At 69.4% G+C, this 11786-nt stretch carries 10 protein-coding genes and 2 pseudogenes; 5 read left to right on the top strand and 7 right to left on the bottom strand.

Going from position 1 to position 11786, the window contains the following annotated elements; genetic code table 11:
- Positions 1-7: 7 nt before the first annotated feature.
- Together GBA65_RS12890 and GBA65_RS12885 are read right to left on the bottom strand one after the other, a co-directional pair.
- A complete protein-coding gene (locus GBA65_RS12890) occupies positions 8-745 on the bottom strand; it encodes a sulfotransferase-like domain-containing protein (protein ID WP_207955743.1) in 738 nt (245 codons plus the stop codon).
- Positions 738-1643: an aminotransferase class IV gene (locus tag GBA65_RS12885; RefSeq protein ID WP_166396897.1), complete on the bottom strand. Its 906-nt coding sequence runs from the start codon at positions 1641-1643 to the stop codon at positions 738-740. Before GBA65_RS12885 ends, GBA65_RS12890 begins: the two co-directional genes overlap by 8 nt.
- Before the next feature lie 78 nt (positions 1644-1721).
- Between GBA65_RS12885 and msrB the strand changes: the two genes are divergently transcribed.
- Positions 1722-2129: a peptide-methionine (R)-S-oxide reductase MsrB gene (gene msrB, locus GBA65_RS12880; protein ID WP_166396896.1), complete on the top strand. Its 408-nt coding sequence runs from the start codon at positions 1722-1724 to the stop codon at positions 2127-2129.
- 61 nt (positions 2130-2190) lie between these two features.
- Positions 2191-3219 (top strand): HhH-GPD family protein, encoded by a 1029-nt coding sequence (locus GBA65_RS12875; RefSeq protein WP_207955742.1) that lies wholly within the window; start codon positions 2191-2193, stop codon positions 3217-3219.
- A gap of 62 nt (positions 3220-3281) precedes the next feature.
- Here GBA65_RS12875 and GBA65_RS23185 read toward each other — a convergent pair whose 3' ends face one another.
- Complete coding sequence (locus GBA65_RS23185; RefSeq protein WP_207955741.1) at positions 3282-3854, bottom strand: nitroreductase family protein; 573 nt, start codon at positions 3852-3854, stop codon at positions 3282-3284.
- A 150-nt stretch (positions 3855-4004) separates the two neighbouring features.
- Between GBA65_RS23185 and GBA65_RS12865 the strand changes: the two genes are divergently transcribed.
- Positions 4005-5084 (top strand): SMP-30/gluconolactonase/LRE family protein, encoded by a 1080-nt coding sequence (locus tag GBA65_RS12865; protein WP_207955740.1) that lies wholly within the window; start codon positions 4005-4007, stop codon positions 5082-5084.
- Positions 5085-5134: 50 nt separating this feature from the next.
- On the opposite strand, the pseudogene GBA65_RS12860 reads toward GBA65_RS12865, so the two are convergent.
- The 3 genes and pseudogenes from GBA65_RS12860 to GBA65_RS26515 all read right to left on the bottom strand — a co-directional run.
- A pseudogene (locus tag GBA65_RS12860) lies at positions 5135-6638 on the bottom strand (carboxypeptidase M32).
- Positions 6639-6678: 40 nt separating this feature from the next.
- Positions 6679-6891, bottom strand: coding sequence for a hypothetical protein (locus GBA65_RS26520; RefSeq protein ID WP_407691091.1), 213 nt, complete (start codon positions 6889-6891; stop codon positions 6679-6681).
- A 748-nt stretch (positions 6892-7639) separates the two neighbouring features.
- Positions 7640-8533, bottom strand: a pseudogene (locus GBA65_RS26515) (alpha-amylase family glycosyl hydrolase); the annotation flags it as partial.
- Positions 8534-8824: 291 nt separating this feature from the next.
- On the opposite strand from GBA65_RS26515, the gene purU reads away from it, so the two are divergent.
- Together purU and GBA65_RS12845 are read left to right on the top strand one after the other, a co-directional pair.
- The gene (gene purU / locus GBA65_RS12850; RefSeq protein WP_166396895.1) at positions 8825-9679 is read left to right on the top strand and encodes a formyltetrahydrofolate deformylase; all 855 of its coding nucleotides are present in this window, start codon (positions 8825-8827) and stop codon (positions 9677-9679) included.
- Positions 9680-9755: 76 nt separating this feature from the next.
- Positions 9756-11060, top strand: a complete 1305-nt coding sequence (locus tag GBA65_RS12845; RefSeq protein WP_166396894.1) for a hypothetical protein — start codon at positions 9756-9758, stop codon at positions 11058-11060.
- A 38-nt stretch (positions 11061-11098) separates the two neighbouring features.
- Here the strand turns inward: GBA65_RS12845 and GBA65_RS12840 are convergent, their stop codons facing one another.
- Entirely contained in the window at positions 11099-11773 is a 675-nt protein-coding gene (locus GBA65_RS12840; protein WP_166396893.1) for a hypothetical protein, read from the bottom strand.
- Positions 11774-11786 lie beyond the last annotated feature (13 nt).

Genomic DNA, 11786 nt, shown 5'->3' with positions numbered 1-11786 from the left:
CCACCTTCTAGGCGCCGGCCGTGATGGCGTGCCGGCGCAGCTCCTCGTAGAGCGGCAGGCACTCGCGCAGCAGGGGCTCCAGCCTTTCGGGGAACGGCTCGGGCTTCGGCGAGTACCGGCCGAAGCCCGTCGAGGCGTGCACGTTGCGGTACCAGTGTCTCGCCCAGATCCCGTCCTCCGGCTTGGGGCCGGCGGGCCAGCGGAGCATCGCCTCGTCGAAGGGTATGCCGAGCCGCTCGCAGGCCCGTCCCAGGACGCCTCTGGGGTCCAGGAGCAGCTCGCGGGCGTCGAGGACGACGGGGGGATTGCCGCTTGCGAGGGCCGCTTCGAGGATCTCGACCTGCTCGCGGAGGCCGGTGTCGCGGAGGGTGGGGGAGGGGAGCTGGTGGAGGAGGGACGGGAGCATCTCGCGCGGGTCGCGAGTGAGGAGGACGTTCGTGATCTCCCGTAGAAACGCCCGGTCGAGCCCGGCGAGGTGGTGCGCCATGTTCTTGAGGAAGAGGACGGGCTTCTCGCAGCGCCCCAGGATGACCTCGCGCACGACGCGTTCCCCGTCGTTGTCCATCGCCTCCATGACCTCGTGGGCGCCGGGATGGTCCGCGTCCGTCACCGTGAGGTAGTGGCCGTAGAGGGGCTCGTCGAGGACCCGCGTGTCGGGGCGCTCGCGGAAGGAGTACATCAGGGCGGTCGAGACGTTGCGGGGGCCGGACCAGACGGAGAGCCGGAGGCAGCCGGTATCAGGCACCGGAGATCAGGGCTCCGTATAGCTCGGTGAGGCGGGCGGTGGTCTCGCCGGGCTTGCCGCTCCCGATGGTCCGGCCGTCCACCTCGACCACGGGGGTGAGCCCGCCGAAGGTGCCGGTGACGAAGGCCTCGTCGGCGCCGTAGACGTCGGTGAGGGAGAAGGGACGCTCGAAGACGGGGATGTCCTCGGCGCGGCAGAGCTCCACGATCATCCTCCTCGTGATGCCGTTGAGGCTGTAGTGCCCGGTGGAGGTCCACACCTCGCCCCGGCGCACGACGAAGAAGTTGGTGGCGTTGCACGTCGCCACCGCCCCGGTCGGGTCGAGCATGAGGGCCTCGTCGGCGCCGGCCTTGAGGGCCTGGATGAGCGCCACCACCTCGTGGAGCTTGCTGTGGCAGTTGAGGCGCTGGTCGAGCGTGTCGGGCGGCGGGCGGCGCACGGTCGAGGTGAAGAGCTTTATGCCCTCGGCCCGCACCCCGGGGTCGGCCCTCTTGTGCTCGGCGATGATGACGACGTTGGGGCCGCCGGTCGCGAGGCGCGGGTCCTGCGAGGGCGTCTTCTTGTCCCCGCGCGTGACCATCAGGCGGAGGTGGACGCCGGTGGTCATGCCGTTCCTCTCGACCGTCTCCCGGAGCGCGTTCGTAAGCTCCTCTCGCGTCATGCGGATGTCGAGGTCTATGGCCTTCGCCCCCTCGAAGAGGCGATCGAGGTGGAGGTCCAGGAGGGCGAGCTCGCCATCGTGCAGCCGGATGCCCTCCCAGACGCCGTCGCCGACGAGGAAGCCGGAGTCGAAGACCGAGATCCTGGCCTCCGCCCTCCCGTAGAACTCGCCGTTGATGTACACGAGGACGTCCTCGTTCCGCTCGTCCGGCAACGCCTCGTGCGTCCCCCTCGCCATCTCTCTCCTCCCGATCTCTGGCCCCGGCAACGCATCGTAGCCCGAAGGGCGCCGCGGCGCCGATGGTAAAATAGCCCCATGACTGAGAAAGTGCGAAAGACCGACGAACAGTGGCAGCAGCAGCTCACCCTCGAGCAGTACCGGGTCGCCCGGAAGCACGGGACCGAGCGGGCGTTCACGGGCGAGTACTGGGACTCGAAGGAAGAGGGCATCTACAGGTGCGTCGGCTGTGGGGCGCCGCTCTTCGGCTCGGAGACGAAGTACGACTCCGGGACGGGCTGGCCGAGCTTCTGGGCGCCGATCGACGAGGGCAACGTCGAGACCCAGCAGGACCGGAGCTTCTTCATGAAGCGCACGGAGGTCCACTGCGCCCACTGCGATTCCCACCTCGGCCACATATTCGGCGACGGCCCGGCCCCGACCGGCCAGCGCTACTGCTTGAACTCCGCCTCCCTGCGCTTCGAGAAGGACTCCCGGCCCTCCTAGCCCTCCGGTAGCGCGTGGGATCTCCTCTTTGAAAAGCGCCTCGCGCCCGTAGACTCCGCAGGTGAGCGAGAAGAAGCCGGAGAACGGGACGGCGGCGGGGGACCGCCTGGAGGCGGTGCGAGGGGCCTTGATCTCCTGGTTCGTCGAGCACGGGCGCGACCTGCCGTGGCGCTACACCCGGGACCCCTACCACGTCCTCGTCTCCGAGGTGATGCTCCAGCAGATCCAGGTGACGCGCGCCGTCCCTTTCTACCTCGCCTTTCTGGAGCGCTTCCCGACGGTGGAGGCGCTCGCCGGGGCGCCCATCGCCGAGGCCATCCGGGTGTGGGGAGACCTCGGCCGCTACAGGCGCGTGGTGAACCTGCACAGAACGGCGCGCCTCGTCGTCGAGGAGCACGGCGGCGAGATCCCGCCGGACCCGGAGGTCCTGGCGACGTTCCCCGGCATCGGCCCGTACACGGCCGGTGCCGTCGCCTGCTTCGCGTTCGAGCGGGACGTCCCTTTCGTGGACACGAACATGCGCCGCGTGCTGCACCGCCTCTTCTTCGGCCCGGAGGTTCCGGACGCGAGGGCGAAGGACCGTGAGATCCTGTCCGTCGCCGCCGAGCTCGTCCCAAGGGGCCGGGGCTGGGAGTGGAACCAGGCCCTGATGGAGCTTGGCGCCCTCCGCTGCACCGCGAGACGCCCCCTCTGCGACGAGTGCCCCGTGGCGGACGGCTGCCGCGCGAGAGGGGACATCCTCGAAGCCCTCTCCGCCTCGCCGCGCGCCGCGAAGAAGCCGGTCTACAGGTACAAAGGCTCGAACCGCTACTACCGGGGCCGAGCCCTGGCGAAGTTGCGCGAAGCCCCGGAGGAAGGCGTCACGCTCCGGGACCTCGGCGCCGCCCTGCGCGACGGCTTCACGGAGGCCGACCTGCCCTGGGTGGAGGGCGTCGCCCGCAGCCTGGAGAAGGACGGCCTCGCCGTCCTGGACGGGGCTAAGCCGGCGCCCGGTACGCCCGATATCGTGGCGGAGGAGCGCCCGGCGTACGGCGCGGAGGCGTCGACGGGGGCCGGGGAGACGGCCGCCGTGCGCGTCAGGCTGCCGTAAAGCCGGGCAAGAGAGAGGCCGGCGCCCCGCGGGGGCGCCGGCCTTCGGTCTTCTTCGGGCTCTTACCTCATCATGCGCTTGACGGCCATGGCGGCGATGCCCGCCATGGCGGCCTTGGCCATGGGGTTGCCTCCGCCACCCATGCCGCCGCCCATCATGCCGCTTCCGCCGCCTCCGCCCATGAGGCCGCCGAGCATGCCGCCCATGCCTCCGCCGCCCATCATGCCGCCGCCTCCGCCCATCATCCCGCCCATGAGGTTACCCATGAGGTCGGGCTGCTGGGAGTGCATCCGGCCCGTCATGCCGGCGAGGTAGTCGGGGTCCTGGAAGCGGTCGTCCTGGCCGTCGTGGTCCCGGTCGATAAAGTCGCCGTAGCCCTGCTCGTGGGCGTAGCCCCTGAACTGCTGGCCGAACTGCATTCGCTCCTCGGGCGACATCCGCGAGAACGCCTCGCGCGCCGACTCGCGGTACTCGTCCTCCGAGAGGTTCGGGGCGACCTCGCGGTAGCGGTTCATCGCCTCCTCGTCGGAGATCCGGTCGTACGGCGCCCCCTCGTCGTAGCGGTTCGCGAAGTCGCGGTACTCTTCCCGGCGACGATCGTCCCCGCCGCCCATCAGGTTGCCCAGAAAATCCATGTCCGTCCTCCCTCGTTCTCCTACAACGGGAGAGATGTACCCGCCCGCCGCCGGTCGCAAAGCACCCACCCCCGGGTCGGCTTACATAAAACCGGTTTGGGATCATGTATAACCCTTACCCAGTCGGTTCTCGTCACGGAAGGAGCCCAAATGTTACGGAAGGTCAAAGCAGTTCTCGCCCTGAGCCTCGTGCTCTCGCTCGGCGCGGGCGGGGCGGCGCTGGCCCACGAGGAGGCGACGGTCTACCCGCTCCCGGGCGAAGAGGTCTTCCCGGAGGGCATAGCGCTGGACGCGGCGACGGGCGACTTCTTTGTCGGGAGCACGACGGACGGCACGATCTTCTCCTCGAACGTCTCCGGGCCGGGGGTGGAGGCGAGCGTCTTCTCCGAGGGCGGCGCCGACGGGCGCACGACGGCGATCGGCATGAAGACCGACGGGGCCGGCCGCCTCTTCGTGGCCGGCGGCGATACGGGTCGGATGTTCGTCTACGACACCGCGACCGGCGCCCTCATCGAGGGCTTCGAGAACGGGCGGGAGATGACGTTCGTCAACGACGTCACCCTGACACCGGACGGCTCCGCCTTCTTCACCGACTCGATGAACCCCGAGCTCTACCGGGTCTTCCCGGACGGCGCGGGCGGCTACGAGCTGGAGAGCTACCTGAGCTTCGAGGGGACGCCCGCGGAGTACGGCGAAGGCTTCAACCTCAACGGCATCCAGTCCAGCGCCGACGGCCGCTACCTCGTCACGGTCAAGTCCTCGACGGGCGAGCTCTTCCGCATCGACACGACCACGAAGGAGGTCTCCCTCATAGACACCGGGGGCGCCGACCTCACGAACGGCGACGGCCTCCTGCTCGACGGCCAGACCCTCTACGTCGTCCGCAACCAGCAGGAGCTGATCGTCCCCGTCGAGCTCTCGGCGGACTTCTCCAGCGGCACGGCGGGCGAGCCCTTTACGGACGAGTCGTTCATGTACCCGACGACGATCGCCGGGAGCGGCGGCGACGTCTTCGCCGTCAACTCGCAGTTCGACGCGCGCGAGACGGGGAGCCCGGAGCTCCCCTTCAACGTCTCCAGCGTCCACATCCCCGAGGAAGCGGCCGCCTCCTCGGAGATGCCCCAGACCGGAGGGCCGAACCCGCTGCTCCTCCTGGGCGGCGCGGCTGCGGCCGTCGTCGTGGCGGTCGGCGCGCTCGCCCTGATCCTCCGGGCCGTGCTGCGCCGGTAGCACAGGGGAGGGGCGCGAGAACCGCGCCCCTCCCTCATCTCGCGGGCAGCTTACAGATCGTACAGCTCGCTGAACTTCGTCCGGAGGTAGCGGAGGTACGGCGCGGTGTCGAGGGGACGTCCGGAGACGCGCTCGACCACCTCGTCCGGCAGGTAGCGGCTCCCGTGGCGGTGGATGTTCTCCCTGAGCCAGGAGAGCAGGGTCGAGAACTCGCCGCGCCGGATGTCCTCCGGGATCTCCGGGTGCGCCTTCACCGCCTCCTCGAAGAACTGCACCGAGAGGACGTTGCCGATGGTGTAGGTCGGGAAGTAGCCGAAGAGGCCGGCCGACCAGTGGACGTCCTGGAGGACGCCCGTGGCGGCGCTCCCCGGCGTGACCCCGAGGTACTCCTCCATCTTCGCGTCCCACGCCTCGGGGAGGTCGGGGACGGCGAGGGAGCCCTCGATCAGGGCGACCTCAAGCTCGAAGCGCAAGAGGATGTGGAGATTGTACGTCACCTCGTCGGCCTCGACCCGGATCTCCGACGGCGAGACGGCGTTGATCGCGCGGTAGAACGCCTCGAGCTCGACGCCGCGCAGGGGCTCGGGGAACGCCCCCTGGAGCCTGGGGTAGTAGAAGGACCAGAAGGCCCTGGAGCGCCCGACGAGGTTCTCCCACATCCTGGACTGGGACTCGTGGATGCCCATCGAGGTGCCGCCGCTCAGGGGCGTACGGGCGTAGCGCCCGTCGACGCCCTGCTCGTAGAGGGCGTGTCCGGTCTCGTGCATCGTGCCGAAGAGGGCGGGGGAGAGCCAGTCCGGGTCGAAGCGCGTCGTGATCCTGACGTCGTTCGGCCCGAAGTTTATACAGAACGGGTGGACGGTCCGGTCCTGGCGGCCCCGGTTCCAGTCGTAGCCGAAGGCCGTCACTACCTCCTCCCCGAACTTCTCCTGCGCCGCCTCGTCGAAGTCTCCGCGCAGGACGGCCGCCCGGCCGTCGTCGCCGCGCTCGGAGATCTCGCGGATCATGGGCACGATGCCCCCCTTCAGCTCCTCGAACATCCCTCGAGGGTCGCCTTTTTGGCCCCGGGCTCGTAGCCGTCGAGGAGGGCGTCGTAGGGGTGGTCCTCGTAGCCTAAAGCCTCGGCGGCCTCGCGCTGGAGGGGGAGCATCGCTTCGAGGTGGGGGCGAAGAGGGAGAAGTCCGACTGGGCACGAGCCTCGACCCAGGCGGGCTCGGCGAGCGCCGAGGCCCGAGACATCTCCTCCACGAGCCTCGACGGCAGGCGGGTGGAGCGTTCGTAGTCGCGCCGCGCGCGCCGGACGAGGGCCCCGTCCTCCGTCCCGGGGTCGATGTCTCGGGCGGCGTCGAGCAGCCCCCCGGTCTCGGCGTCGACGAAGTGCTCGTGCGCGAGGCGGCTCAGCGTCGCCATGCTCTCGGCCCTCGTCTCGACCCCGCCCTTGGGCATGTAGGTCTGCTGGTCCCAGGCGAGCAGGGCGTTCGCCGAGCCCAGGTCGGAGACCGTCGCCAGCTTTTTCCTCAGTTTCTCGATGGTATCTTTTTTCGTCTCGGTCATGCGTTGCATACTAGCACCCGCCTGGAGCGCGTCCCCCTCGTTACGAGGCGCTCGCGAGCCAGAGCACCTCGTACGGGGCGAGCTCCACGTCGCCCCTCGGCACCCTCGGAGCCCGGCCGCTTATGCGGTCCACGGGCGACGTCATGCCGAGGCCGTGGAGGAGGTCGAGGCTCGCGTAGCGGGTCTCCTCCGTGAAGTTGTGGAGGGCGAGGAGCGGGCCCAGGGGTGCGGGCGGACGAAGGAGAAGACGCACGGGTGAAGCTCGTCCACGATCTCGACCGGCGTCGCGGCGTGCAGGTGCGGGGTACGCCTCCGGGCGTCGACGAGGGCGCGGATGCCGGAGAACAGGGCGTGCTCCAGCGTGCCCGGGAGTGGCGTCGGGCGGCCTTTCTCCAGTCCATGCGCGGGCGGTGCATCCAGCGGTTGTCGTCGCGGCGGTTGGGGTCTTCGAGGTAGGAGTGGTCGGCGGCGAGGCCGAGCTCGTCGCCCATGTAGATCAGGGGTATCCCCCCGTACCCGAAGATGAGGGCGTGGCAGAGGAGGACGCGCCGGACGCTCATCTCCATAAGCGCCTCGTCCCCCGTCTCCTGCGCGAGCTCCAGGCCCGCGAGGCCCGCCAGGGTGCCGCTGATGCGCCGGTCCCCCGTCGCCGGGTTCTGCTCGAAGACGGCCCCGCGCGCGTGGCTGCCGGGGAACCCTCCGGAGTAGAAGTCGCTGAGGAAGGAGCGGTGCGCGCCCGCGTCGAGGCCGACGGCCGAGGCGTCCTCGTCGGTGATCGCCCAGCCGATGTCGTCGTGGCCGCGGGCGTAGGTGGCCCACGCCGCGTTCGCGGGCTTGCGGGGGAAGCGGCCGAGGGCGTGGGCCATCAGCCGCGCGTCTCGGCTGGCGAGGGAGGACCAGAGGTGGACCATGAGGGCGTTGTGGTAGGCGAGGTCGGACTCCTTGCCGTGGTGGGCGCTCGTCCCGAGGTACGTCACGAGCTCGTCGGGGCCCACGATCGCCTCGGCCTTGTGGACGACGGCGGCGCAGGAGATGCGGCTGCACGCCCTCAGGGCCTGCAACAGGTCGTGGACCTCGGGCCGGTTCTGGCAGCTCGTCCCGAGCTCCTTCCACATGAACGCCACGGCGTCCAGCCGGAAGACCTCCACGCCGACGTTCGCCAGCGACAGCAGCACGTCCGCCATCTCCAGAAAGACCCGCGGGTTGGACCAGTTGAGGTCCCACTGGTAGTCGTTGAAGGTCGTCCAGACCCACTTGCCGGTCTCCTCGATAAGCGTGAAGTTCCCCGGCGCCGTCTCCGGGAAGACCTCCGGGAGCGTCTTCTCGTACTCGTCGGGGAGGGTTCTGTCCCCGAAGACGTGGAACATCTCCTCGTACTCCGGGATGCCCCGGCGGGCCCCCTCCGCCCACTCGTGCTCACGGGCGCAGTGGTTGAGGACGAGGTCGAGGCAGAGGCTCATCCCGCGCCCCCTCATTCTGGCGCAGAGCTCGCGGAGGTCCTCCATCGTCCCCAGGGAGGCCTGGACCTTGCGGTAGTCCGAGACGGCGTAGCCGCCGTCGTCGAGGCCCGCCGGGCGGCTCCGGAGCAGGGGCATGACGTGGACGTAGTTCGCCCCGAGCTCCTCCAGGTAGTCCAGGCCGTCGGCGACGCCCGCGAGGTCGCCGGCGAAGCGGTCCGCGTAGAAGACGTAGCCCACCCGCCGCTCGCTCTGGAACCAGTCCGGGGTGAGGTTGCGCTCCAGGTCCAGCGCCTTGAGGTCCTCCGGTCGCTCGGCGTACCGGGCGGCGAGGAGCCGGACGAGCCGCTCCAGCGAGGCGTCGGAGTCGTCGCGGGCGCCGTAGGGGGGCTTCAGGCCGTCGAAGAGGTCCTGCCAGTAGCGCTCCAGGCGCAGCATGAAGACCTCGGCGTCGCTCTTCGGGAGGCCCGCGAGCCCCTCGCGCGCGACGCCGGCGAGGCTCTCGAAGGCCGCGCGCGCCTCCGGGCTCATGCACAGAACGTTCTGGATCCCCGCCCCCTTCCTGGTCTCGAACGCCGGCCCCGCGGCAGGATCGTGCCGGGATGACGATCGATATTCTAGCCTTCGAGGGGGCGGGGAAGCACGGGCACCGAGCCCGCTTGCTAGGCGGCGACCTCCTATGCAACCATACGCTCCGGTCTGTCCCACGCTCGAAGATCGGACGAAAAGTTGGGTTACAACGTCAGGCTGTCCGTCACGTGTCCGGATGCCAAGGGGCTCATAGCGGCCGTCTCGTCGTTCATCTCGATGCACGACGGGAACATCCTGTCGGCGGACCAGTACGTGAACCGCGAGAGCGGCAGGTTTCTGATGAGGCTGGAGATCGAGGGTGAGGGCTTCGGCCTGGAGCGCGAGGAGTTCGGGGCGGCCTTCGCGCCGCTCGCCCGCCGCCACGGGATGGAGTGGCGCGTCTCCTTCACCGACACGCCGAAGAAGATGGCGATCCTTGTCTCCCGCTACGACCACTGCCTGATCGACCTGCTCTGGCGCTGGGACGCCGGCGAGCTCGACGCCGAGATACCGCTGGTCGTCTCCAACCATCCCGACCTCGCCGGGCGCGTCGAGGCCTACGGGATCCCCTTCTTCCACCTGCCGGTGAGCAGGGAGAGCAGGGCCGAGCAGGAGGCGCAGGTGCTGGACCTGCTCTCCGATCACGGCGTGGACTTCGTGGTGCTCGCGCGGTACATGCAGATTCTGAGCCCCAAGTTCGTCTCCGCCTACCCGGACCGCATCCTCAACATCCACCACTCGTTCCTCCCGGCGTTTGTCGGGGCGGACCCGTACAGGAGGGCCCACGACCGGGGCGTGAAGACCATCGGGGCGACCGCCCACTACGTCACCGAGGACCTCGACGCCGGCCCGATCGTGCACCAGGACGTCGCCCACGTCACCCACCGCGACACCGTCGACGACCTGGTCCGCCTCGGGCGCGAGGTCGAGCGCCGCGTCCTCGCCCGGTCCGTCCGCTGGCACCTCGAGGACCGCGTCCTCGTCGACGGCCACCGCACCGTGGTCTTCGAGTAGCGTAATTTCTGCCACTAGAGGGTATGCTTCCCCATCGTGTGCTTGCTCTGGGGGGTAATGCTTACGGGAGGGTAGCTTGAGCGGTCAGGAGAGGCGTTTCAGGAGGCGTAACCATGCAGGGCGTTTGTTCGCCTCCGTCGGCGGGGGAGCCTTGCTCCTCGCCGCCCTGTTGTTCGTGTTCGTCGGATGCGGCGGTTCGGGGCAGGAAGGCTCCGGGCAGCAGGGCTCCGAAGGTGGTGGCTCCGGAGAGGAAGGCTCCACGCAGGCGAGCGCTGGCGGCGCGACTAGCGGCGCAACCAGCGGCACGACCGGAGGCACGACGAACGCAATGGGCGGCGGCACTACCGGCGGCACGACCGCCCCGGCCGGGGGCGAGACCACGGCCGGGACGAGCGGGGGTTCGGCCGGCGCGAATGCCTCCCAGCCGTTCACCGCGATAGCGCCGCCCCCCGGGGCCACGCCCCTGACGGAGGCCCCGGGGCCGCCCGAGCCCCAGGGGACGCAGCCCGAGACCACCGCCGTCGACCAGTACGGCAACCCCGTTTCACCGATCGCGGCGCGGACCGTGCCGCTCGGCCAGACGCTCGTGGCCGGGGCCGAGGACCCCTCGAACGGGCCGCTGAAGAACAACCGGCTCGTGGCCTACTACGGCAACCCGCTCTCAGGGTACATGGGCGTGCTCGGGGAGACGGACCCCCAGGCGATGATGGCGAACCTCGAGGAGCAGACGGCGGAGTACTCGCGCCTCGACCCCGAGCGCCCGGCCGTCCCCACCATCGAGCTTATAGCCTCGACCGCCTCCAGGGAGCCCGGTGCGAGCGGCCTGTACATCAACAACCTCCCGACCGAGCTTATAGAGCAGTACGCGCAGCTCGCCGAGGAGAACGGGGCGCTCCTGCTCCTCGACGTCCAGCTCGGGCTCGCCACGATCGAGGAGGAGATCGAGCTTCTCCGCCCCTTCCTCGAGCGGCCCTACGTTCACCTCGCCATCGACACCGAGTACTCCGTCGAGCCCGGCCAGATCCCCGGCGTCGACCTCGGCAACGTCGACGGCACCGAGATAGCCCCCGCGATCCAGACCCTCGACGCGATAGTCCGGGAGAACAACCTCCCCGACAAGATGCTCCTCGTCCACCAGTTCGAGACGGGCATCGTGACGAACAAGCAGCTGATCCAGCCGACCGAGAACGTCGAGGTGGTCCTCCACGCCGACGGCTTCGGCGGGCCGGAGGCCAAGCTCACGAAGTACGACATCCTCGTGCGCGACGAGGCGACCCAGTACGGCGGCTTCAAGCTCTTCTACCGCCAGGACGCGCCCCTGCTCTCGCCGCAGCAGGTCCTCCAGCTCGACCCCGCCCCGGCGGTCGTCACCTACCAGTAGCAAGAGCCCGGGCGGGGCCGTACAACACGGCCCCGCCCTTATTCGGGTTGGCCCGTCGGGCTCCCGTCCGATGGCCCGCCGGGTTCTAGACCTTCCCGCTCCTCGAGTATCGGTAGCACGTCCGTCCGGCGACGATTCTTCAGCAGCGGCGCCCCCAATAGCACGACGATCAGGGTGGAGATCCAGGACCACTCGAAGAGGGCGTCCCCCAGATGCACCGCCACGTTGATCCCGGCCATCGCGACCCCCGCGAGCAGGCCGAGGCTTACGGAGACGAGCATTCGAACGGGCGGCGACTCCTCGTGCTCGCGGGGAACTCCCGGAACCTCGAACAAGCTGGCCGACGCGGCGAAGAAGAGGGGCATGGAGTACCACCACGCCTCGACAACATAATTTAGGGAGAAGTACCAGAGGTGTCCGAACACGCTGACGAAGATCATGGACGCGGCGAGCAGCCAGCCCCGCTCCAGAAGACGCGCCGCCGGCGTCATGGGTGGACGGTCCTCGATGGCCCACGCCGCAGCGAACTCGCTGACGTCGCCAGCGATAACCGAGTCCACGCTCTTGCCGTCCCGAACGGCCGCACGCAGGTGGTCTTCCAACTCCCCCTTCATCTCCGCCACCCGTTCGACCGGTATCCCGTTCGCGCCCCAGAGGATCACGCACCAGTCCACCGTCATCCCGATTTCTTGCTCGACGCTTTCGAATTTCACGTTGCCTCCTCCT

It is taken from the genome of Rubrobacter marinus, assembly GCF_011492965.1.
In the GTDB taxonomy this organism is placed as follows: Bacteria; Actinomycetota; Rubrobacteria; order Rubrobacterales; family Rubrobacteraceae; genus Rubrobacter_F; species Rubrobacter_F marinus.
The sequence above is the reverse complement of the archived record's forward strand: the minus strand, read 5'-3'. Positions and strand labels throughout refer to the sequence as shown.